Annotated in this window: 23 protein-coding genes; 13 read left to right on the top strand and 10 right to left on the bottom strand. The window is 65.9% G+C overall.

What is annotated here, in order from left to right:
* The first annotated feature begins 112 nt into the window (after positions 1–112).
* Positions 113–1,207 carry a branched-chain amino acid aminotransferase gene (locus tag AC1Q7F_RS10815; protein WP_492506581.1) on the top strand — a complete coding sequence of 365 codons (1,095 nt, stop codon included), beginning with the start codon at positions 113–115 and terminating at the stop codon, positions 1,205–1,207.
* Between the two features lie 89 nt (positions 1,208–1,296).
* Here the strand turns inward: AC1Q7F_RS10815 and pepF are convergent, their stop codons facing one another.
* A complete protein-coding gene (pepF, locus tag AC1Q7F_RS10810; protein WP_492506579.1) occupies positions 1,297–3,213 on the bottom strand; it encodes an oligoendopeptidase F in 1,917 nt (638 codons plus the stop codon).
* A 168-nt stretch (positions 3,214–3,381) separates the two neighbouring features.
* On the opposite strand from pepF, the gene AC1Q7F_RS10805 reads away from it, so the two are divergent.
* The gene (locus AC1Q7F_RS10805; protein WP_492506577.1) at positions 3,382–4,302 is read left to right on the top strand and encodes a 4-(cytidine 5'-diphospho)-2-C-methyl-D-erythritol kinase; all 921 of its coding nucleotides are present in this window, start codon (positions 3,382–3,384) and stop codon (positions 4,300–4,302) included.
* 22 nt (positions 4,303–4,324) lie between these two features.
* On the top strand, positions 4,325–4,855 hold the full coding sequence (moaB, locus tag AC1Q7F_RS10800) for a molybdenum cofactor biosynthesis protein B (RefSeq protein WP_492506575.1): 531 nt from the start codon (positions 4,325–4,327) through the stop codon (positions 4,853–4,855).
* 19 nt (positions 4,856–4,874) lie between these two features.
* Here moaB and AC1Q7F_RS10795 read toward each other — a convergent pair whose 3' ends face one another.
* On the bottom strand, positions 4,875–5,249 hold the full coding sequence (locus tag AC1Q7F_RS10795; RefSeq protein WP_492506573.1) for a hypothetical protein: 375 nt from the start codon (positions 5,247–5,249) through the stop codon (positions 4,875–4,877).
* Positions 5,250–5,263: 14 nt separating this feature from the next.
* Positions 5,264–5,824 (bottom strand): hypothetical protein, encoded by a 561-nt coding sequence (locus AC1Q7F_RS10790; protein WP_492506571.1) that lies wholly within the window; start codon positions 5,822–5,824, stop codon positions 5,264–5,266.
* A gap of 289 nt (positions 5,825–6,113) precedes the next feature.
* Between AC1Q7F_RS10790 and AC1Q7F_RS10785 the strand changes: the two genes are divergently transcribed.
* Both AC1Q7F_RS10785 and ftsE read left to right on the top strand, forming a co-directional pair.
* The gene (locus AC1Q7F_RS10785; RefSeq protein ID WP_492506569.1) at positions 6,114–6,962 is read left to right on the top strand and encodes a hypothetical protein; all 849 of its coding nucleotides are present in this window, start codon (positions 6,114–6,116) and stop codon (positions 6,960–6,962) included.
* Between the two features lie 153 nt (positions 6,963–7,115).
* Positions 7,116–7,814 (top strand): cell division ATP-binding protein FtsE, encoded by a 699-nt coding sequence (gene ftsE / locus AC1Q7F_RS10780; protein ID WP_492506567.1) that lies wholly within the window; start codon positions 7,116–7,118, stop codon positions 7,812–7,814.
* Here ftsE and pgeF read toward each other — a convergent pair whose 3' ends face one another.
* From pgeF to lgt, 3 genes are read right to left on the bottom strand one after another with little or no spacing between them, the layout of a single operon-like run.
* Entirely contained in the window at positions 7,815–8,579 is a 765-nt protein-coding gene (gene pgeF / locus AC1Q7F_RS10775; protein ID WP_492506565.1) for a peptidoglycan editing factor PgeF, read from the bottom strand.
* A 2-nt stretch (positions 8,580–8,581) separates the two neighbouring features.
* Positions 8,582–9,679, bottom strand: coding sequence for a class I SAM-dependent methyltransferase (locus AC1Q7F_RS10770; protein ID WP_492506563.1), 1,098 nt, complete (start codon positions 9,677–9,679; stop codon positions 8,582–8,584).
* On the bottom strand, positions 9,676–10,503 hold the full coding sequence (gene lgt / locus AC1Q7F_RS10765) for a prolipoprotein diacylglyceryl transferase (RefSeq protein WP_492506561.1): 828 nt from the start codon (positions 10,501–10,503) through the stop codon (positions 9,676–9,678). The genes AC1Q7F_RS10770 and lgt overlap by 4 nt, the downstream gene beginning before the upstream one ends.
* 182 nt (positions 10,504–10,685) lie before the next feature.
* Between lgt and AC1Q7F_RS10760 the strand changes: the two genes are divergently transcribed.
* From AC1Q7F_RS10760 to AC1Q7F_RS10745, 4 genes are all read left to right on the top strand, one after another.
* Entirely contained in the window at positions 10,686–10,946 is a 261-nt protein-coding gene (locus AC1Q7F_RS10760) for an accessory factor UbiK family protein (RefSeq protein WP_416574317.1), read from the top strand.
* Between the two features lie 216 nt (positions 10,947–11,162).
* Complete coding sequence (locus tag AC1Q7F_RS10755; protein WP_492506558.1) at positions 11,163–11,666, top strand: type III secretion system chaperone family protein; 504 nt, start codon at positions 11,163–11,165, stop codon at positions 11,664–11,666.
* Between the two features lie 71 nt (positions 11,667–11,737).
* Positions 11,738–12,544 (top strand): pyrroline-5-carboxylate reductase, encoded by an 807-nt coding sequence (gene proC / locus AC1Q7F_RS10750; protein WP_492506556.1) that lies wholly within the window; start codon positions 11,738–11,740, stop codon positions 12,542–12,544.
* 20 nt (positions 12,545–12,564) lie between these two features.
* On the top strand, positions 12,565–13,059 hold the full coding sequence (locus tag AC1Q7F_RS10745) for a YbaK/EbsC family protein (protein ID WP_492506554.1): 495 nt from the start codon (positions 12,565–12,567) through the stop codon (positions 13,057–13,059).
* A gap of 4 nt (positions 13,060–13,063) precedes the next feature.
* Here the strand turns inward: AC1Q7F_RS10745 and pdxR are convergent, their stop codons facing one another.
* Together pdxR and AC1Q7F_RS10735 are read right to left on the bottom strand one after the other, a co-directional pair.
* A complete protein-coding gene (gene pdxR / locus AC1Q7F_RS10740) occupies positions 13,064–14,587 on the bottom strand; it encodes a MocR-like pyridoxine biosynthesis transcription factor PdxR (RefSeq protein WP_492506552.1) in 1,524 nt (507 codons plus the stop codon).
* Between the two features lie 231 nt (positions 14,588–14,818).
* Entirely contained in the window at positions 14,819–15,118 is a 300-nt protein-coding gene (locus AC1Q7F_RS10735; protein ID WP_492506550.1) for a hypothetical protein, read from the bottom strand.
* Positions 15,119–15,317: 199 nt separating this feature from the next.
* Here AC1Q7F_RS10735 and AC1Q7F_RS10730 point away from each other — a divergent pair, with 199 nt between their 5' ends.
* A complete protein-coding gene (locus tag AC1Q7F_RS10730) occupies positions 15,318–16,037 on the top strand; it encodes a response regulator (RefSeq protein WP_492506548.1) in 720 nt (239 codons plus the stop codon).
* Positions 16,034–17,353 carry an ATP-binding protein gene (locus AC1Q7F_RS10725; protein ID WP_492506546.1) on the top strand — a complete coding sequence of 440 codons (1,320 nt, stop codon included), beginning with the start codon at positions 16,034–16,036 and terminating at the stop codon, positions 17,351–17,353. The genes AC1Q7F_RS10730 and AC1Q7F_RS10725 overlap by 4 nt, the downstream gene beginning before the upstream one ends.
* Before the next feature lie 35 nt (positions 17,354–17,388).
* Here AC1Q7F_RS10725 and AC1Q7F_RS10720 read toward each other — a convergent pair whose 3' ends face one another.
* Complete coding sequence (locus AC1Q7F_RS10720) at positions 17,389–18,219, bottom strand: MipA/OmpV family protein (protein ID WP_492506544.1); 831 nt, start codon at positions 18,217–18,219, stop codon at positions 17,389–17,391.
* Positions 18,220–18,321: 102 nt separating this feature from the next.
* On the opposite strand from AC1Q7F_RS10720, the gene AC1Q7F_RS10715 reads away from it, so the two are divergent.
* Entirely contained in the window at positions 18,322–18,486 is a 165-nt protein-coding gene (locus AC1Q7F_RS10715) for a hypothetical protein (protein WP_492506542.1), read from the top strand.
* Here AC1Q7F_RS10715 and AC1Q7F_RS10710 read toward each other — a convergent pair.
* A complete protein-coding gene (locus AC1Q7F_RS10710; RefSeq protein ID WP_492506540.1) occupies positions 18,474–19,277 on the bottom strand; it encodes a MipA/OmpV family protein in 804 nt (267 codons plus the stop codon). The two genes, AC1Q7F_RS10715 and AC1Q7F_RS10710, sit on opposite strands and share 13 nt — an antisense overlap.
* Before the next feature lie 170 nt (positions 19,278–19,447).
* Between AC1Q7F_RS10710 and AC1Q7F_RS10705 the strand changes: the two genes are divergently transcribed.
* On the top strand, positions 19,448–20,629 hold the full coding sequence (locus tag AC1Q7F_RS10705; RefSeq protein ID WP_492506538.1) for a M20 aminoacylase family protein: 1,182 nt from the start codon (positions 19,448–19,450) through the stop codon (positions 20,627–20,629).

Here is a 20,629-nt window from a genome sequence, read left to right as displayed (position 1 = left end):
GCGGGAGGGGCATGCCCGGCGCTGCTTATGGGGATGGACCCGGAAGCGGCTTCGGTCCATCCTTGCGGCCACCAAAAAAGGACCCCACCTGCCGCCGGGAGAATTTGGGCAAATGAGTGCCAAGATCGACATCCGTCACATCCCCCACGCCAAGCCCACGCCCGCCGATGTCCGGGCCGGGCTGATTGCCGATCCCGGCTTCGGGAAGATTTTCACCGACCATATGGTCACGGTACGGTGGTCGGCGGAGAAGGGCTGGCACGACGGGCAGCTGCGTGCGCGGGAGGCATTCACCCTGGACCCGGCCGCCGCCGTCCTGCATTACGCCCAGGAAATCTTTGAAGGCATGAAGGCCTATCGCACCAGCGACGGTGAGGTACTGCTGTTCCGGCCGCTGGAGAATGCCCGCCGCTTCCAGCGTTCGGCCGAGCGCATGGCCATGCCGGAACTGCCGGAGGAGATTTTCCTGGACGCGGTGGAAACGCTGGTCCGTGCCGATGTCGACTGGATTCCGGGCGGGGAGGGGGCCAGCCTCTATCTGCGGCCCTTCCTGTTCGCCGACGAGACGTTCCTGGGCGTGAAGCCGGCCGCCAGCTATATTTTCTGCGTCATCGCCTGCCCGGTGGGCGCCTATTTCAAGGGCGGGTCCAAGCCGGTGTCGGTCTGGGCGTCGCAGGATTATACCCGCGCGGCGGCCGGTGGCACCGGTGCCGCCAAGTGCGGCGGCAACTATGCTGCCAGCCTGGTGGCCCAGGCTGAGGCCATCCGCAATGGTTGCGACCAGGTGGTGTTCCTGGACGCGGCGGAAAAGAAGTGGGTGGAGGAACTGGGCGGGATGAACGTGTTCTTCGTCTTCGATGACGGCACGCTGCTGACCCCGGCCCTGACCGGCACCATCCTGCCCGGCATCACCCGCGACAGCATCATCAAGCTGGCCCGCGCCGATGGGCTGACCGTGAACGAGGCACCGTACTCGTTCGAGCAGTGGCAGGTGGATGCCGCGTCGGGCCGCCTGCGCGAAGTGTTCGCCTGCGGCACGGCGGCCGTGGTGTCGGCCATCGGCACCGTGCGGCACAAGGGTGGCAGCTTCAATATCGGCGGCGGCAGCGACGGGGAGATCACCCGCACCCTGCGCACCCGCCTGACCGCCATCCAGCGCGCCGAGGCGCCGGACCCGATGGGCTGGCGGCACAAGGTGGCTGTGTAAGCGGCGGCGTTTGCAAAGAAAGAAGGGGCGGACGGGGGATGACCCGTACGCCCCTTCTTCATTTTTCATGCCGGGGAAAAGCCGGCGGATCACTGTGCCAGCAGCTTCTCCATCTGATCCATGGTGGCGTCCATGCGGCGCACCAGGGCCTGATAGGGGGCGGGGGTGGCCATGTCCAGGCCCGCCTTCTTCAGCAGCGGGTACGGGTATTCCGACCCGCCGGCCTTCAGCACGTTCAGGTAATTGTCCCGCGCCTTGGCGCCGCCCTTTGAAATCTGCTCGGCGAAATAGGTGCCGGCAGAGATGGAGGTGGCATACTGGTACACATAGAAGGGGCGATAGAAATGCGGGATGAAGGCCCATTCCGCGCAATATTTCTCATCGATCTTCAGCACGCCCTCGGCGTCGCCATGATACTTCTTCAGCAGGCCGCAATAGATGTCCTTCATCTTCGCACCCGACAGGGCTTCGCCCCGTTCCACCGCGTCATGGGTGGCCAGTTCGAATTCGGCGAACATGGTCTGGCGGAAGAAAGTGCCGCGCAGCCCTTCCAGCGACTGGCCCAGATAGAACAGCTTCTCCTGCTTGGTTTTGGCGTTGGCGACCAGATGGTCGGTCAACAGCATCTCGTTCGCCGTCGACGCGATCTCCGCCATGAACAGCGAATAATTGGCCAGTTCATAGGGCTGGGTGGCCTGGGCCAAGGCCGAATGCATGCCATGGCCCCATTCATGGGCATAGGTGGACATGGAGTTATAGTCGTCCTGATGGTTCAGGAAGACATACGGGTCCACGCCATAGGTGCCCCAATGATAGGCACCGCTATCCTTGCCGTCGGAAGGGTAGACATGCATGGTCCGCTTTGACGTCAACTCCGCCAGCTTGTCGGTATAGGCCTTGCCCAGCGGCTTCATCGCGGCCAGCGTGATGGTGCGGGACTCATCCAGCGTGAACTTCCGGTCCAGCTCGATGACCGACGGATAGATGTCGTAATAATAGAGATCGGGCAGCTTCAGCATCTTCTGCCGCAGCTTGAAATAGCGGTGCAGGGTCGGCAGGCCCTTGTTCGCCTCCGCCACCAGGGTGCGGTAGACGCTTTCCGGGATATCGTTATTGGCCAGCGAGGCCGCCACGGCGGTGGGATATCCGCGCAGCTTGGCATCGATGGTACCGGCCTGCACGGCGGCCCCCAACGTATTGCCCATGGTGGTGGCATACTGGCCGAACTTGCCCCAGAAAATGTCGAAAACCTGCTTGCGCACCGCACGGTCGGCGTGCTGACGCAGGGCGGAGTATCCGGCCTGGTTCAGCTTGCGCTTGGTGCCGTCGGGCAGGGTGATTTCCGGCCAGTCGATATCGGCATTGGCCAGGGCGGAATAGGTGTTGCTGGCTGATCCCAGCACGGGGCCATAGGCGGCCAGTGCCGCTTCGGTTTCAGCCGTCAGGGTATGTGCCTTCAGGCGCAATATGTCGTTCAGGCGGAAGGCATGCTTGGCCAGGCCGGGATCGGCCTTGATGAAGGTGCCCACCTTGTCCGCACCCAGCGCCTGGATTTCCGGTGACAGCCAGGCCACGGCGGATTGCGCCTGGCTGGACAGGGCCTGGCTCAGGCTCTGGCGTTCCTGGAACGTGTCGTTGCGGGTGTCGGTCGAATATTGCAGATAGGCATAGACCAGCACCTTCTCCACCACATGCCCGACTTCCGACATGCGGTCCAGGCTGGCGCGCAGGGTGGCGGCGTCCTTGCCCAGAGTACCCTTCATCGCTTCCAGGGCCGGCAGGTCGGCCAGGGCCTGCTTGCGCGCCGCATCCCAGGCGGCGTCATCCTTGAAGATCGGCGTCAGGTCCCAGACGAAGCGCGGGTCGACCTTGGCCGGGGCGGATGCTGTCGGCGTCGGCTGCTGCGCGCCGGCGGTGGCCAGCGGGGAAAGGGCGGCGGCCAGCGCGATGGCCGATGCGCCCAGCAGGCGGCGGGTGGAAATCACGCGATGATGGTGCTTGTTCATGCTGTCCCTGTCCGTTCGGGGGCCGTGTTCGCGTTACCCGCGCCGGCCGTTGGTGGGAACGTTATAAATCGGTGGCTGAAACGTGCCGGACGGAAAATTGTAACGGGGTGGTTTCAGTGCGCGGCCTCTGCCAGAATGCCACGGCCGCCACCTTTCGGACGCCGCCCCATGACCATCATACGCGCCTATGCCGCCGCCAAGCTGAACCTCTATTTGCATGTGCTGGGCCGTCGCGAGGATGGGTACCATCTGCTGGACAGTCTGGTGGCGTTTGCCAGCGCCCATGATCTGGTGGAGGTCGAAAGCACGCCTTATTTCAGCCTGCAGCTGCATGGTCCCAACTCGCTCCCGCTTCTTCTGGAGGATACGGAGAGCAACCTGGTGACCAAGGCGGTGAAGCGGCTGGCGGACGCGCTGGGCCGCAAGCCGGAGGTCACCGTGAAACTGACCAAGAACCTGCCGCTGGCGTCAGGCATTGGCGGCGGGTCGGCGGATGCGGCGGCGGCGCTGCGCGCGCTGTGCGCCCTGTGGGACGTGCCCCTGGACCATGCGGCGGTGGTGGAGCTGGCCGCCAGGCTGGGCGCGGACGTGCCGGTCTGCGTCGGCTCCCGCACTGCCTATTTCGGCGGCACGGGCACGGACCTGTCGCCAGCCCCCGACCTGCCGGAGGATTGCTGGGTCGTGCTGGTCAATCCCGGCGTGTCCATGCCGACCCCGGCCGTGTTCGAGGCGCGGCAGGGCCCCTTCTCAAGCCCGGCCCGACTGACCACATCCATCCAGGATGTACGCGAATTGGCGAGCTTGTTGAAGGATGGGCGGCGTAACGATCTGGCCAAGGCGGCGGAACGGCTGAGCCCCGTCATCCCCCAGGTGCTGGCAGCATTGGATTCGACCACGGGTTGCCTGCTGTCGCGCATGTCGGGCAGCGGGGCCACCTGTTTTGGGCTCTATGTGGATTTCGACCATGCCGTGGCCGCCGCCGAAATGATCGCCGGAATCCGCCCCGGCTGGTGGGTGCAGCCGGCGACGCTGCTGAATGATTTGTCGGGCCTGGAGGTGCTGGAAGGCACCCTGCTCGATTGGCCGTAAAGATACTTGAGGAGTTGAGAACATGTCCCGCATTGACGATTCCCGCCGCTTTCTGCCGGTGAATATCGCCGTGCTGACCGTGTCGGACACGCGCGACCTGTCGGATGACAAGTCGGGTGACACGCTGGTGGAGCGGTTGAAGAGCGATGGTCACACCCTGGCCGGTCGCGCCATCGTCCGCGACGATGTGCGCGCCATTGTCGACCAACTGCGCGTGTGGATCGATGATCCGGCCGTGGATGTCGTGATCTCCACCGGCGGCACCGGCCTGACCGGCCGCGACGTCACCCCGGAAGCGTTCGAGAGCCTGTTTGAGAAGACCATCGCCGGCTTCGGGGAGATGTTCCGCATGCTCTCCTATCAGAAGATCGGCACCTCGGCGCTGCAGTCCCGCGCCACGGGCGGCCTGGCCAAGGGCACCTACCTGTTCGCCCTGCCGGGCAGCCCCAGCGCCTGCCGCGACGGCTGGGACCTGATCCTGAAATACCAGTTGGACAATCGCCACCGCCCCTGCAACCTGGTCGAGTTGATGCCGCGGTTGCAGGAGAAGTGAGACTTGTCGTCTGCGGGCCTCAGGTGGTGCTCAGCCCCGACTCGGTCCAGGCCGGGGCGGTGAAATGCAGGCCGGTGGCGGCGGACAAGGCCCCCCACAGGCTGTTCACCACCGAATTCCATAATTGCTCCGCGGTGACCAGGGCCAGGCCGACCAGCACGCGCACGAAATTCTGCGCACTCTCCTTCAACTGATCCAGGAAGAACTGCTGCAGCGACGGGCGGATCTGCCCGGTGGCGATGCCGCCGGCGATGGTTTCAGCCTGCTGGGCCATGGCCGCCAGCTGGTCCTGGGAGAAGCCCTGCGCATTCTCGATATTCTGGCCCAGGATGGCCGAAGCGGTGCTTTTGATCTCGTCGATCAGGGCGGGGACGTTGATGGGCGTGATGGTCATCGTTCACTCCTGCCTTATTGCTGCGGCGGGGCCGGCTGCGGCACGCCGCGGGCCAGTGCGTTCTCATAGGTCAGCGCCTGTTGGATATCGATGCTGAATTGTCCCTGGAAAGCCTGCGCCTCCAGCGTGCTGATGCCGCCGGACTGGTCGGCCTGCTGCATGGTGGTGAACTGGGCGGCGATCTTGGTCAGGATGTCGCCCGTGGGGGCCGCCAGGGTCTGCAGCTTGGACCAGTCCTTGACCTTCGATTCCAGGAATTTCGGCAGGGTCGTGGGGTCCGGCCGTGCGACGGCCAGATTGGCCAGCGCGTTGGTCTGCCCGATCAGCTGCGTATAGGTGGCCTGGCGCTGCGGAAACGTGGCGGCCGTGACGCCGCCCGCCACCTGGGCATAGAGCAGCATGGCCTGCTGATTCAGGCTGGCGACACCATTGGCAATCGACGGATCATAGGCGGGCGCCAGTTGCGCCGTACAGCCGGCAAGGGCGCCGCCCAGGCAGATCAGCGCCAGGAACAACCGCAGTCGGGCCAGGGATTGCCCCCAGGACAGATGCAGGCGTTGAACGGGAATGATCACGGGCCTCTCCCCCTTACTGACGGCAGGTTGGCGGAAATCTTACAGGTATGATGACCAATGAACCATCAAAGATTTATTGATAGACACACTCTACACGCAAAGGCCGCAGGCGGTCAGCCGCGACCAATGATGGAATTCATCTAAAATCACCGCCTGTCCGCCCGGCGGCATTGAAGGCGGACGGGAAAACGGGTAACGATTCCGCCGCTGCGAACGGCAGCGGGCGGAGCCGTCCCCGCCATCGCCGTCGCAACCGGATTTTCAAGGCTGGGCGCAGGAGACAACTGGCATGACGCGGACCTTCATCTCGATGGCGAAGACGGGTGGACAGGGCAAGACCCTGACGGCCCAGATGCTGGTGCTGCAGCACGAGCAGAAGGGCGTGCCGGTCAAGCTGGCGGCCGCGGACAGCGACAGCCTGAACCAGCGGTCCAAGTTCGGCCGCCTGTTCCGCAATGTGAAGGAACTGGGCATCGGTGAGGACCTGACCAAGGTCAAAAGCTCCACCGACCCGAACCTGGCCATCAAGTACTGGGACGAATTCGGCCGCACCGTGCTGGAAGGCGGCTATATCATCGATGTCGGTGCCAATGTCGCGGCCGAGCTGTTCGCCTGGGCCGAGGCGCGCAACGCCGGTTCCCTGCTGCGCCGCCGCAACTCGCCCCCCATCGACCTGGTGGTGACCACCAAGGCCGAAAGCCAGGCCATCGAGGATGCGAGAGGCCTGATCCAGTACAGCTTCGACAAGAACGAGTGGATGCCGATCGGCCGCCGCTATGTCGTGCTGAACGAGGTGTCGGGTGGCTTCGGGGCGTATGAGAACGATCCCAACTTCAAGCGCCTCAAGGCCTATCAGGGCATGGGCGTGCATATCGTCACCATGAAGCGCTGCGAGAGCGACATCTGGACCTTGCTGGAACGCGAGCTGATCTCCGTCCGCGAGGCGCTGAAGATGACGGAAGTCGATCTGGAGAAGCGCTTCGGTATCGATGTCTGGACCGGCCATGGCGGCCTGACCGATCTGCGCAGCTGGGCTGAGGAGACCCTGTCCTCGTTCGAGAAGGTGGGGCTGGTGCCCGTGCGCGACGGCGCCCACCATGATGGTGGCGTGGAGGCTGTCGGCGCCGGCTGTTCCTGAAAGGAGCCGGACCCGGCGCCAGAACCTTCGCCACCGCCACGGCCGGAGCCCCCCAGGCACCCGCATGGTCGGCATAAGAAGAAGCGCCGGAGATGATGTCAGGCCCCGTTCCCGCAACGGGAGCGGGGCCGCTGTTTGAAGGAGGGCCGGGGTTTGGTCCGTTTCGAAAATGTCGGGCTGCGCTACGGCAACGGGCCGGAGGTGTTGCGTGACCTCAGTTTCGAACTCGCACCCGGTTCCTTCCAGTTCCTGACCGGCCCCACCGGGGCGGGCAAGTCCAGCCTGCTGAAGCTGCTGTACCTTTCCGAACGGCCGTCCCGCGGCTTGGTCACCCTGTTCGGGGAGCCATTATCCAAGGTGCCGCGCGACCGGCTGCATGAGTTGCGCCGGCGCATCGGCGTGGTCTTTCAGGATTTCCGCCTGCTGGATCATATGAGCGCCTATGACAATGTCGCCCTGCCGCTGCGCATCGCCGGGCATGGGGAAAAGCACATCAAGGAAGCCGTTACCGAGCTGATGGAATGGGTGGGCCTGTCGGACAAGATGACCGCTTTGCCGGCCACCCTGTCGGGTGGTCAGAAGCAGCTGATCGCCATTGCCCGCGCCGTCATCACCAGCCCGTCGCTGATCGTCGCGGACGAGCCCACGGGCAATATCGACCGCGACATGTCGATGAAGATCATGCGGCTGTTCATCGAGCTGAACAAGCAGGGCACCACCGTCATCGTCGCCACCCATGACTGGCCCCTGATCGACAAGATCAAGCGGCCCATGCTGGAACTGTTCGAAGGCAAGCTGGCCGAGGCGTCCTGGTGGCTGAAGCCGGGGGAACGGCTGGACGAGCCGGTGTGATCACATCAGGCAGATCGCCGACAGGCCCCGCCCGTAATCCGGTTCCTGGCGCAAACACGCGCGCCGGTAGCTGAAGAACAGATCCTCGCGCGCCAACGTGTCCAGGCCGGTGGTTTCCACCTGTCCCAGCCCGGCATCGCGCAGGCGCCGCAGGACATAGAGACCGATGTCGAACATCCAGTGACCGGCCCGTTGCGACGGGCGGAACAGCAATTCATGGCCCGCGTCGATGGAAACGAACCGTTCGCGGAACTCCGGCCCGACCTCGTAACTGTCCTGGCCGATATGGGGGCCGATGCCGGCCAGGATGCGGGGGCGGTCGGCGCCCAGGGTCAGCATCGCCGCCACCGTCGCCTCCAGCACCCCCGTCACCGCCCCTTTCCAGCCGGCATGGGCGGCCCCGATGACACGTGCCACGGGGTCCACGAACAGGACCGGCACGCAATCGGCCGTCAGGATGCCCAGCGCGATGCCGGGCCGGTCGGTGACCAGGGCATCGGCCTTGGGGGCGCTGGTGTGCGGGAAGGGCTCCGTCACCGTCACCACATCGGGGCTGTGGACCTGATAGACGGTGGTCAATGCCTCTGCCGGCACGCCCAGCAGCCCCATGGCGCGGGCGCGGTTGGCGGTGACATTGGCGGGATCGTCGTTGGACCCATAGCCACAATTCATCGCCGCCAGGATGCCCGTGGACACGCCGTCGGTGCGGGTGAAGAAGCCATGGCGCAGGCCGGGAATGGCTGTCAGATGGTCGAGCGTGATCAAGGTCAGCCTCCTGTCAGCGGGGCGAAGCCGGCGGGCACGGGGGCCGCCGGATGGGTGATGGCGATGGCGCGGAACAGGCGGCCCATGCTGGAAGCACCGGTCAGCCGGGTCAAGGCCGTCTGGATGTCCGCCTGCTGGGCTGGTGTCGCGCGGGCGGACAGCGATGCCGCCCGCGCGCCGATGCCCAATGCGGTCAACAGGGCGCCCTGTTCGACGCTGGGGTAGGGGGCGGCACCCGCCTGCCTGGCGGCCAGGGCCAGGGCGGTGAAATCCACATGCGCGGTCAGGTCGGCCGTGCCGGGATCATCCAGCACGGATACGGGCTTGTGGGCGCGCAGCGCTTGCAGTGTGTCGCCGATGGCCGGGCCGTCATAGCCGTAATCGATGATCAGGGCTGCGCCCGCCTGTGCGGACAGCCGCCGCCCGATCTCTCCCGCCACGGCGATGCCGGCGGGGCAGGTCTCGGCCACCGCCCCCGGTGGGATGCCGGGATCGCGGTGCAGCGGGGACAGCAGGGCACCGCCGGGGGTGGGGTCGAAGGTGAAGGCCAACTGGCCCTGGCTGTTCAGCCCGACCTTGCGCTCCGCCCAGCCGGCGGGTGTGCGGATGAACTGGCGGATGGGCAGGGCGTCAAAAAATTCGTTGGCGACCAGCAGCATCGGCCCGTCGGGCACATCGCTCAGGCTGTCATGCCAGAGGGGGCTGAAGGCCGACAAGGCGGCGGCCTGGCATTCGCGCAGCGCCGGACTGGTTTCCACCAGATGCAGGCGGATGGCCGCATGGAAGCCCGGCACCCGTGCGGTGGCCCGCAGCGCGTCGGCCATCAGCGTGCCGCGCCCCGGCCCCAGTTCCACCAGTTGCACGCGCTCGGGGTACCCCTGGTTGATCCAGCAATCGGCCAGCCACACCCCCACCATCTCCCCGAACATCTGGGAAATCTCGGGCGCCGTGGTGAAGTCACCCTTCGCCCCCAGTGGGTCGCGGGTGATGTAATAGCCATGCTGGGGATGGCCCAGCGCGTCGGCCATGAAGGCGGCAACGGAAATCGGCCCGGTCATGGCGATGCGCCGGACCAGCAGATCATGCAGCGCGCCGGTCATTTCGGCGGTTCGGCCGGGGCCGGCACCGGCTTTCCCCAGGGTGCGCGCAGCACGATGAACACGCCCGCGATCAGCATGGGCATGGACAGCAACTGCCCCATGGTGGTGCCGAAGGTCAGGAAGCCCAACTGCGCATCGGGCTGGCGGAAGAATTCACCGATCAGGCGGGCCAGGGCATAGCCGATCAGGAAGATGCCCGACAGGGTGCCCGTGCGCGCCCGGATGGCGGGGGCGCGGGCCAGCAGGAAGATGGCGATGAACAGCAGCACGCCTTCCAGTCCCGCCTGATAGAGCTGGCTGGGATGGCGGGGGATCTGGTCGGGATCGGTGGGGAAGATCATGGCCCAGGGCACGTCGCTGGGCCGGCCCCACAATTCGGCGTTCACGAAATTGGCCAGCCGCCCCAGCAGCAGGCCCACCGGTGCGGCGCACGCCACCAGATCGCCTAGCGCGAAGGGCGAGAAGCCCCGGCGCAGCGAGAAGATGATGATGGCCACGATCACGCCGGTCAGCCCGCCATGGAAGGACATGCCCCCATGCCAGACGCGGAACACTTCCAGCGGGTCATCCAGATAGCGGCCAAGGTCGTAGAACAGGATGGAGAACAGCCGCCCGCCGATCAGGATGCCACCCGCCGCCCAGACCACGAAATCGCCCAGGTCGTCCACTGTCGGGCGCAGACCGCTGCTGCGGGCCAGCCGGCTGCAATACCAGAGCGCAAACGCGATGCCGACCGCATAGGCCAGCCCATACCATTTGATGGAGATGGGGCCAAGCGCCAGGGCTACGGGGTCCAGATCGGGGAAGGGGATGGCGAAGATCATGCGATATCCCGTCATGCGCCCTCGCCGGCGGGGAGGGTGACGCCTATATAGAGGGTCGGGGACACGGACGGCAAGGCGCGGCGGCGGGAGCGGTTTTCTGGTGACCAGATACCCGCCCAACGCCATGGACAGGTCCATGCCCGATCCCCATAATGCGGCGCTTTTTTGGAAGGGGACCCGCCATGCAGGTGGAAAACAAGCTGTTCGATGATCTGGCCCGTGTCGCCAGCGGCGCCATGGGGGCCATCTCCGGCATCCGTGGTGAGGTCGAAGGCCAGATTCGCCAGCAGTTCGAGCGTATCCTGGCCCAGATGGACCTGGTCAGCCGGGAAGAGTTCGAGGCGGTGAAGGCCGTCGCGGCTGAGGCACGGTCCCGCCAGGAGGCGCTGGAGGAGAAGCTGGCGGCCCTGGAGGCCAAGCTTTCCAACGAGTCGCAGGGCTGAGCCCTCCGTCGGTGGCGGTCCGCATCCATTCAAGATTTTTTTCACGAAATGGCAAGGAACCGGAATCCGGTTGCGCCTGCGAAATGGCGCTGGCACCGTATTGCTGGTGGTTCCATAGCCGATAGGGCCACAATATCTGGGTACCCTGATTTGTGGCCTGCTGCGAGACCCTGGGGACGGGTGCCGTGGCCGGTTTCTGGGAGTTAGGGGGACGGCATGACCGCGTTGAATATCGAGACCCAAGCGTCGACCCACAATCCGCTGGACATGCTGGAAGAGATGGTCGTCGCCAATGAATGGGCCTTCGACCGCGTCTCCGAAGAGGAGATGGTGGTGGAGATCGGTGGCCGCTGGTGCGAATACCGGCTGTTCTTCATGTGGCAGTCGGAAGTGTCCGCGATGCAGTTCTCCTGCCAGTTCGATATGAAGGTGCCGGGCGGGCGCAAGTCGGCTGTGTCGGAGCTGCTGGCGGAGATCAATCCCAAGATGTGGCTGGGCCATTTCGACGTCTGCCACGACCAGCACACGCCGATGTTCCGCCAGACCACCCTGCTGCGCGGTGCGCGCGGGGCCAGTGCCGAACAGCTTGAAGACCTGATGGACATTGCGCTGGCGGAATGCGAGCGTTTCTACCCGGCCTTCCAGTTCGTGATCTGGGGCGGCAAGACGGCCAGCGAGGCCGTTTCCGCCGCCATTCTGGATACGGTGGGCGAGGCCTGACAACCGGACGGGGCTGCAATTGCGCCGGGGACGACCCCGACGCCCCCGCCGGACAACAGGGGGAACACCGGATGAGTGCGAGTTTGTTGCTGGTCGGGTGCGGAAAGATGGGCGGTGCCATGCTGGCCGGCTGGAAGGCCGCCGGTGCTGCCGGGTCGGTGGTGGTGGTGGAGCCGTTCGGTGCACCCAGGGGTCTGCCCGCCGACGTGCTGGTCGTCAAGGAAGCGGCGGAAATCCCCGCCGACTTCACCCCCGATGCCGTCATCCTGGCCGTGAAGCCGCAGATGATGGATCAGGCCCTGCCCTTCTATGCCCGCTATGCCGGGGCGGCCCTGTTCCTGTCCATCGCGGCGGGCAAGCCGATATCCTATTTCGAAAAGCATCTGGGCGCCGATGCGGCCATCGTGCGGGCCATGCCCAACACGCCAGCCGCCGTGGGCCGCGGCATCAGCGCCGCGGTGCCCAATGCCCACACCAGCGACGCCCAGAAGGCCCTGGCCCGCACCCTGCTGGGTGCCGTGGGCGAGGTGGCCTGGGTGGCGGACGAAACGCTGTTGGACGCCGTGACGGCCCTGTCGGGCAGCGGTCCGGCTTACGTCTTCCTGCTGGTGGAGGCGATGGCCCGTGCTGGCATCGCCGCCGGCCTGCCGCCCGACCTGTCGATGCAGCTGGCCCGCGCCACGGTGATGGGCTCGGGCGAACTGCTGCGCCAGAGTCACGAGTCTGCCGAACAACTGCGCCGCAACGTCACCAGCCCCAAGGGCACGACGGAGGCGGCGCTGAATGTGCTGATGGCCGATGGGCCCGGCGGCCTGCATGAATTGATGACCCGCGCCATCGCGGCGGCCACCGCCCGTTCCCGCGAACTGGCGGGTTAAGGGAAAGGGGTATCGTTGGGATGGCTGGACCGTTGAGCCCGAGTGCGCAGAAAATCCAGAACCTGCTGAACGATCTGGGCCATCCCATCCATGTGCTGGAATTCGCCGCTTCCACCCGTACTTCGGCGGAGGCGGCGGCTGCCATCGGCTGTGACGTGGCGCAGATCGCCAAATCCATCATGTTCCGGACGCGCGATACAAGCCGGCCGGTGCTGGTGGTGGCGTCGGGCAGCAACCGGGTGAACGAGGCGACGGTGATCCGCCATCTGGCCGGGGCGCTGGGCGGGGAGAAGCTGGCCAAGGCCGATGCCGATTATGTGCGGCAGAAGACGGGCTATCCCATCGGCGGGGTGCCGCCGCTGGGGCATGCGGTGCCGCCCATCACCCTGTTCGACCGCGACCTGCTGAACTTCACCACCGTCTGGGCGGCGGCGGGCACGCCCAACACGGTGTTCCCCATCGCGCCGGATACCTTGGCCCGTATTGTCGGTGGCGCGGTGGGAGAGGTGGTCTAGCGGATCACTCCGCCGGTACCAGCCGTCGTGCCGCCATGACCCGCCGGGCTGGCGTGCTGCGGGCCTTGTCCAGAACCATGGCCAGCCGCTCGGCGGCGCGGGACAGCCGTTCAGGCGTGAAGGCGGCATAGCCGAGGATGACGGTCCCCGGATCACCGGTGACGCCCGGCCCCCGGCGATAGGCAGACAGCGCGGGCAGGGCGATGCGGGCCTGGGCCGCCAGGGCCGACAGGGTGGTATCATCTACGCCCAGGGTCGCTGACAGGTGGCCCACAAGATGCAGGCCGGAACTGGCGGCATCCACGCAGATGGCCCCCGTCCAGTGCCGCTCCGCCGCGAATAACAGCGCTTGCTGACGTTCTGCATAAAGGCGGCGGGTTCGGCGCATGTGGCTGGCATAATGGCCCTCCACCAGAAAGTCATGCACCGCCATCTGTTCGGGCAGGGGCACATGCAGGTCCATGCGGGCGCGCAGGCTTTGTGCAGCCGCGACCAGGGAGGAGGGAACGACCAGCCAGGCCAGGCGCAGGGCCGGCACCAGCGTATTGTCGAGTGCGCCCAGATGCAGCACCCGTTCATTCTCGTCCAGGCCCTGCAGGGCGGGCAGGGGGCGGCCCGTATAGCGATAGCCGCCGTCGCGGTCATCCTCCAAGAGCCAGGCGCCGCTGCGCCGTGCCCAGGCCAGCACCGCCATGCGGCGGCGCAGCGGCATGGTGCCGCCCTGCGGGAACTGCCAGCCCGGCGTCACCACCGCCAGCCGCGCATCGGGCGCCAGGCGGGCGCCGCGGTCCGGATCGATGCCGTCGGCATCGACGGGCACATGGGCGATGTTATAGCCGCGCTGGCCCAGGGTCAGGGCTTGCACGGGGCAGCCCGGTTCCTCCAGCCATACCGTGTCGCCCGCGGTCAGCAGCAAGGTGGACACGAATTCCAGGCCGGAGCGGCGATCGGGCAGGATCAGGATCTGTTCAGGGTCGCATGCGATGCCCCGGCTGGTCTGGAGATGGCCTGCCAGGACGCGCCGCAACGCCATCCAGCCGCCGGCCGTGTCATGACCCAGCAGCAGCCCGCCGGCATCGCGCCAGCGTTTGGCCAGCACCCGGCGCCAGGTATCGATGTCGAACTGGTCATAGGCTGGCACACAAGGCTCGAACGGCAGCAATTCCGCACCGGCGGCTGGCACGGGCACGGCAGGCTTGGGTGCAGGTGTCGCGCGGAGGGCGGCGCTGGGCGCCAGGCGCACGGCAGGCGCCATGGCATCGTCGGGCAAGGTGCGGCAGACGAAGGTCCCGGAACCGATCCGCGCTTCCAGATATCCCTCCGCGGTCAGCCGGTCGACCGCTGCCACCACCGTGTTGCGCGACACGCCCAGATCGACGGCCAGCGTGCGGGTGGAGGGCAGCCTTTCCCCGGGGCGGATGGCACCGTTGATGATGGCGCCGCGCAGGCGGTCGAACAGACGCTGCTGCAGGGGCGTGCCGTCGGTGCCGTCGAACAGGGAGAGCAGGGGGGCTTGGCTGAGTTTCATGCGCGGATACCTCGGGCGATCAACCGGGCGTCATTCCGGACCTCGGGTCGGAACGGCGCCCCTGCTTCGTTCCGTGGATTTCGGGAAAGGGAGAGGGTGGTAAGCCGACGGGCAGGGCATGATGGGGTCGCCCAAGGCCCGCCGGCCAACCCTGGAGCGGCCGGACACCGGGGAGGCCGCTCCACCATCACCGGCGACGGGGCTTGCCGGTGATGATTGGGGATGCTGCCGTTAGCTGACGATCTGGCCGGTGGCCGGGTCGATCTTCAAGGTGGCGAAGCGGATGCCATCGGCCGACTTCAACTCCACCAGCAGCAAGCCATTCTTGGAGCGGATGTCGCCGACGCGGCCGAAGCGGTAATTGTTATCCTTCATCCAGGTCTTGGCGATGTCGCGGGCTTCCCCGGTGGTGACGGGTTCAGTGCGGGCGACGGCGGCGGGCTCCTTGGCCGCGACCTGGGCGCTGTCGCTGGCATGGGCGGCGGTGACGCCGAGAGCGGCGGCGAAGGCGAGGGCGATCAGGGTGCGCATTGGTGCTTCCTCTTCTCATCTCTGGTTCTGGGTGCCGGTGTTTCTCCGGCGACAGACCCATCTGATCATTGCCGCTTTACCGGTGGATGACCGGAAAAGGGGCGTTGTGAAACACTCTGTTTCCAAGGGCCCAAGACGTTACATTGTGGTAACAACATGGCCGTCGGCAGCCCGTCGGCGCTTCGTTTATGATTGCGACATGACCGAGAGCAGCACACACCTCCTGGTCGTCGATGACGACCGTGAAATCCGCGATCTGCTGACGCGCTACCTGACGCGCCATGGCTACCGTGTGACGGCGGCCAAGGACGGGCAGGAGATGCGTCGCTATCTCGCCGACCGCAATATCGACCTGATCGTCCTGGATCTGATGATGCCGGGCGAGGATGGGTTGTCGCTGTGCCGCGCGGTGCGGGCCGAAGGCGGTCCACCCGTGGTCATGCTGTCGGCCATGGGGGAGGATGCCGATCGCATCCTGGGCCTGGAGATCGGCGCCGACGATTACCTGCCCAAGCCCTTCAACCCGCGTGAACTGGTGGCCCGGATCAAGGCCGTGCTGCGCCGGGCGGCCACGCCGACGGGCAATGCCCAGGTGACGGCGGGTGCCATCAATTTCTCCGGTTTCGTGCTGGATCAAGCGCAGCGCCGTCTGACCGACGCCAAGGGGGAAGAGGTGACACTGACGGCCGGGGAATATGAATTGCTGGTGGCGCTGGCCACCCGCCCGCGCCGCGTGCTGTCCCGTGACGATCTGCTGGAGATCACGCGCGGCCGGTCGGCCGGTCCCTTCGACCGGTCCATCGATGTGCAGATCAGCCGCCTGCGCCGCAAGATTGAGATCGACCCGGCGGAACCCACCATCATCAAGACGGTGCGGTCCGGCGGCTACATCTTCTCCCCGGAGGTGCAGGCACCATGAGGGCGCTCACCGACCGCATGTCCTATTCGATCTTCGCGGTGCTGGTCGGTGGCATTCTTCTGTCACAGGCCATCGCGCTCGGCCTGTACCGCTCTGACCGGGCCGAGGCCGTGGCGGATGCCGAAGGCGGGCAGCTGGCCAATTGCCTGGCCGGATTCGCCCAGGTGATCGAGGATCAGCCCACGGAAGTGCGCCTGTCGGTGCTGCGCGGGCTGAAGGAACGCGAACTGACGGTGCGCACCAGCAGCGGACACACCGTCTTGCTGGACGTGCATGAGAAGAAGCCCAAGGCGCCCGGCCAGCCGGAAATGTCGCCGGCCGTGTCCATCCCGCCGTTCGGCCTGCCCGTGCCGCCACCGCCGGAACCCAATGTCATCGAAGTGTCGCGCCAGCTGAAGGACGGGACCTGGATGCGGTTCCATGCGCCTGTGACGGCAACGGACGCGCTGCGGGAGCCGGGCTTCATCGCCTCGCTGGGCGGGTCGGCGGCGGTCGCCATCCTGCTGTCCGCCTGGGTGCTGGGTTTCACGACCCGGCCGCTCCGCCGGTTCGCGGCCGCTGCCAACCGGCTGGGCATCGACATGAATGCGCCGTCGCTGGATGAGGCGGGGCCACGCGAGGTGCGGCTGGCCGCAGCCGCCTTCAACAAGATGCAGCGCCGCCTGCGCGCCTTTGTGGAGGACCGGACCCGCATGCTGGCGGCTGTCAGCCACGATCTGCGCACGCCCTTGACCCGTCTGCGCCTGCGCGCCGAGTTCATCGATGATGATGTTGTGCGCGACAAGATGCTGGAGGATCTGTCGGAGATGGAGGCGATGATTGGCTCCACCCTGGCCTTTGCCCGTGACGAGGCGGCGAAGGAAGCGATCGAGCCACTGGAGCTGAACGCCATGCTGGCCCGGCTGGGCGAGGATATGCGCGATGCGGGCAAGCCCGTGGGCGTGGCGCCGGCGCCGTTTTCCATCCCCATCACCGGCCGCCGCATGGCGCTGCGCCGGGCGCTGGGCAATCTGATGGAAAATGCCGTCAAATATGGCCAGACGGCCCAGGTGGCCGTGGCCGTGACCGGGGAGAATGTCACCATCACCATTGATGATGAAGGTCCCGGCATTCCGGAAATGGAGTTCGAGAATGTGTTCCGGCCCTTCTTCCGGCTGGAGGCATCCCGTTCCCGCGATACGGGTGGAACGGGCCTGGGCCTGTCGGTCGCCAATGACGTGATCCGGGCGCATGGCGGTGAGATCCGTCTGGCGAATCGGCCCGAAGGCGGGCTGCGCGTCACCGTCGTTCTGCCCATGGAACAGGTTGCGGCGTAAGGCTGGCGGGCCCTGTGACCCGCCAGCCTGCCCGTTCAGAACGTGTAGGCCAGCCCCAGCCCGCCCATCAGCTGATCGCGGCTGCCATTATCCTTCACGAAGGGACTGTCGGCGGCATCGCCCAGCAGGCGGGAATATCCGGCGATGCCCATGATCGACCAATTGTCGTCCAGTGGGTGGATCACGATGGCCGTCAGCCCGGCATTCTTGAACCCGGCTTCGGCCTTGTAGCCGGTGCGGGAACCGGGCGGGGCCACCAGTTCCAGGGGGCCGGCCGGACGCAGCCGGTCGGTGGTCGTGCTGAAATAAGAGTGCGTGTAATCGTCACTGGCCCAGGTCAATGACGGACCGACCATCACCATGGTCCGTCCCGTAGGGTTGAACATCCAGGTGGCGGACAGCGTTGCCTCCGTCCCCTTGTGCCCATCGCCCAACAGGTCGGTCGCGACATCCGCCGACAGCATCAGCCGGTCGATGGTATATTCGGCGAAGACGCGGCCGATGGCCGTGTTTCCGACATTGCGATACCCGCTCAACGCCTCGTCCTTGCTGGATTTACGCCCGCCATCGAAGGCGATTGCGGCCCCCACGGTCAGATTGTCGGTGGCAATCAGGTTGGCGCCCAGCCCCTGGCGGGACAGGAAGAAGCGGTTGTCATAGGTGATCTCGATATCGGGAACGGGCTGGACCCGGTAATGGTCCGACCCTTCATATTCGGGGGTGAAGAGGCCCAGCGCACCCAGGCGCACATACCATCCATCCTCGCTCTGGCCAGGCTGGGCCAAGGCGGTGGTGCCACAGGCGAGCGACATTAGGGCGCCCATGGCCACAGCCATGCGCAAGCGCCCGGTGAAACGGGTTCTCATGGTCTCTCTCCGATAAGGACACGGGGTTTTTTTCTGTGAATGGCCACTGCCCCGCCATTCCCCGTGCCGGCACCATGACAAAGTGCCTGGAGACCAGATGTGATGGACATCACCAAAATGAACGTCGATCAAAATATTTGTCAGCACTCTGTTAACCATCTTTTCGGGCTGGCCGAATCGGCACGGGTGATGGTTCCAAGCCGTTTCCGGTGCCCCGGAAACGGCATCGCCCGCGCTCAAGGAACACACATGGTTCAGAACGTGTAGGAGAGACCCAAGCCACCGCTGAACTGGTCGCGGCTGCCCTGATCCTTCACAAAGGGGCTGTCAGCCGCGTCGCCCAGCATGCGGGCATAACCGGCATGGCCGATCAGGGACCAGCGATCGCCCAGCGGGTGGATCAGGATCGCCGACAGGCGGGCATTCTTCAGTCCCGCGCCGGCGTCGAATCCGGGGCTTGAGACGGGAACCACCTGACCCGTGCGGGCCGCGTCGTTCAGCCGGTCCGGCGTGGTGGAGAAGAAGCTGTGCATATAGCCGCTGCTGCCCCAGGTGAGGCTGGGGCCGACGACCAGTGTGGCCTCGTCATAGGGGCTGGAGGTGACGTGGATGCCGACCGTCGCCTGGGTGCCGCCATGCCCGTCACCCAGCAGGTCGGTGGCGATGTCGGCGTGCAACCGCACCGCCCCGATGCGGTAATCCACCATCAGGCGGCCAACGGCCGTATCGCTGATGGACCGGTATCCGGTCAGCGCCGCCGCCTTGCCGGAGGACCGGCCGCCGTCATAGCCGATGGCGAAGTTCACCTCCAGCACCTCGCTGCGCGGCGTCAGGTTGATGCCCAACCCATGGTGGGACAGGAAGAACTGACCGTCGTAGGTGACCTTCACCACGGGCATGGCGCGCAGCTTGTAGCTGTCCCCGCCTTCATATTCCGGCATGCCCAGGGCCATCGCCCCGATGCGTGCATACCAGCCGGTTTCATTGCTGCCGGCCTGGGCGGCGGCCTGAACGGTACCCGACAGGGCCAGCGCCGCCGTCAGGATACAAGGTAACATCTGTCGCCTTACCCTCATCTTTCCTCTTTTCCCTCCGTTTCACCGTTCCCTGCCGAGGACTTAGCCGATAAAATGACCCGTAACGTCGTTTCTCGACCCTCAGTGACCAGGGCGAACGGCCATGACCCTCGTCAGGGCAACACCGCTCGCCTGCCGGAGTTTCAGCGACCATGCCCATTATCAACCGAATTGCCGATTTCCACGCCGACATGACCGCGTGGCGGCACCATATCCATGAGAACCCGGAGACCGCGTTCGAGGAGTTCCAGACCTCCGACTTCGTGGCGGAGAAGCTGCGGGATTTCGGGATCGAGGTGCATCGCGGCATCGCGGGCACCGGCCTGGTCGGTGTGCTGCATGGCAAGGACGGGCCGACGGGCAAGGCCATCGGTCTGCGCGCCGACATGGACGCGCTGAACATGGATGAGGGCAATACGTTCGCCCATGCCAGCAAGGTGCCAGGCAAGATGCATGGCTGCGGCCATGACGGGCACACGACCATGCTGCTGGGGGCCGCCCGCTATCTGGCAGAGACGCGCAATTTCAGCGGTACCGTGAATTTCATCTTCCAGCCGGCCGAGGAAGGGGCCGGCGGGGGGCGCCGCATGGTGGAGGAGGGGCTGTTCGACCGGTTCCCCTGCGACATGGTGTTTGGCATGCATAACTGGCCAGACTTGCCGCCGGGCGAAATGGTGGTGAAGGCCGGCCCGATCATGGCTGGTGCTGACCAGTTCGAAATCAAGGTGGCGGGCAAGGGCGGCCATGCGGCCCTGCCGCACCATGCCATCGACCCGGTGGTCATCGCCGCCCATATCGTGACGGCCACCCAGACCATCGTCAGCCGCAATGTCAGCCCCATCGAAAGCGGCGTCATCTCCATCACCCAGATCCATGCGGGCAGCGCCTATAATGTCATCCCGCAGGAAGTGATCATGCGTGGCACGGTGCGCGCGCTGAGCCATGAGGTGCGCGACCAGTTGGAAAGCGGCCTGCGCCGCATCGTGGAGACGCTGCCCACCGCCTTCGGGTCCAGCGCCACCATGACCTATCGCCGCGGATATCCGCCCACGGTCAACCATGAGGGTGCGCCCACCAACCTGGCATCCCGCGTCGCCAAGGATCTGGTGGGCGCGGACAAGGTCTATGACAATGTCGGCCCCAGCATGGGGGCGGAAGATTTCGCCTTCATGCTGCAGGAGCGGCCCGGCTGCTATGTCTGGATGGGCCAGGGCGGGGCGGCGCTGGGCTGCCTGCTGCATAACCCGGCCTATGATTTCAATGACGAGATCCTGCCGCTGGGCACCAGTTATTGGGCGCGGCTGGTGGAAACGGCCTTGCCGGCGGCGGCGTGA

Source organism: Niveispirillum sp. GW835-FHT14G11 (assembly GCF_058793615.1).
Note: the sequence above shows the minus strand (reverse complement) of the source record. Positions and strands in the feature narration are given on the sequence as shown.

Excerpts from the sequence above, each read along its gene's own strand:
- AC1Q7F_RS10720 (WP_492506544.1), bottom strand. The coding sequence starts at position 18,219 with ATGAGAACCCGTTTCACCGGGCGCTTGCGCATGGCTGTGGCCATGGGC.
- proC (WP_492506556.1), top strand. The coding sequence starts at position 11,738 with ATGAGTGCGAGTTTGTTGCTGGTCGGGTGCGGAAAGATGGGCGGTGCC.
- pdxR (WP_492506552.1), bottom strand. The coding sequence starts at position 14,587 with ATGAAACTCAGCCAAGCCCCCCTGCTCTCCCTGTTCGACGGCACCGAC.
- pepF (WP_492506579.1), bottom strand. The coding sequence starts at position 3,213 with ATGAACAAGCACCATCATCGCGTGATTTCCACCCGCCGCCTGCTGGGC.
- AC1Q7F_RS10715 (WP_492506542.1), top strand. The coding sequence starts at position 18,322 with ATGGACATCACCAAAATGAACGTCGATCAAAATATTTGTCAGCACTCT.
- AC1Q7F_RS10725 (WP_492506546.1), top strand. The coding sequence starts at position 16,034 with ATGAGGGCGCTCACCGACCGCATGTCCTATTCGATCTTCGCGGTGCTG.
- AC1Q7F_RS10710 (WP_492506540.1), bottom strand. The coding sequence starts at position 19,277 with ATGTTACCTTGTATCCTGACGGCGGCGCTGGCCCTGTCGGGTACCGTT.
- AC1Q7F_RS10815 (WP_492506581.1), top strand. The coding sequence starts at position 113 with ATGAGTGCCAAGATCGACATCCGTCACATCCCCCACGCCAAGCCCACG.
- AC1Q7F_RS10745 (WP_492506554.1), top strand. The coding sequence starts at position 12,565 with ATGGCTGGACCGTTGAGCCCGAGTGCGCAGAAAATCCAGAACCTGCTG.
- AC1Q7F_RS10705 (WP_492506538.1), top strand. The coding sequence starts at position 19,448 with ATGCCCATTATCAACCGAATTGCCGATTTCCACGCCGACATGACCGCG.
- AC1Q7F_RS10805 (WP_492506577.1), top strand. The coding sequence starts at position 3,382 with ATGACCATCATACGCGCCTATGCCGCCGCCAAGCTGAACCTCTATTTG.
- AC1Q7F_RS10795 (WP_492506573.1), bottom strand. The coding sequence starts at position 5,249 with ATGACCATCACGCCCATCAACGTCCCCGCCCTGATCGACGAGATCAAA.
- moaB (WP_492506575.1), top strand. The coding sequence starts at position 4,325 with ATGTCCCGCATTGACGATTCCCGCCGCTTTCTGCCGGTGAATATCGCC.
- AC1Q7F_RS10785 (WP_492506569.1), top strand. The coding sequence starts at position 6,114 with ATGACGCGGACCTTCATCTCGATGGCGAAGACGGGTGGACAGGGCAAG.
- AC1Q7F_RS10730 (WP_492506548.1), top strand. The coding sequence starts at position 15,318 with ATGACCGAGAGCAGCACACACCTCCTGGTCGTCGATGACGACCGTGAA.
- AC1Q7F_RS10770 (WP_492506563.1), bottom strand. The coding sequence starts at position 9,679 with ATGACCGGCGCGCTGCATGATCTGCTGGTCCGGCGCATCGCCATGACC.
- AC1Q7F_RS10735 (WP_492506550.1), bottom strand. The coding sequence starts at position 15,118 with ATGCGCACCCTGATCGCCCTCGCCTTCGCCGCCGCTCTCGGCGTCACC.
- AC1Q7F_RS10755 (WP_492506558.1), top strand. The coding sequence starts at position 11,163 with ATGACCGCGTTGAATATCGAGACCCAAGCGTCGACCCACAATCCGCTG.
- AC1Q7F_RS10760 (WP_416574317.1), top strand. The coding sequence starts at position 10,686 with ATGCAGGTGGAAAACAAGCTGTTCGATGATCTGGCCCGTGTCGCCAGC.
- lgt (WP_492506561.1), bottom strand. The coding sequence starts at position 10,503 with ATGATCTTCGCCATCCCCTTCCCCGATCTGGACCCCGTAGCCCTGGCG.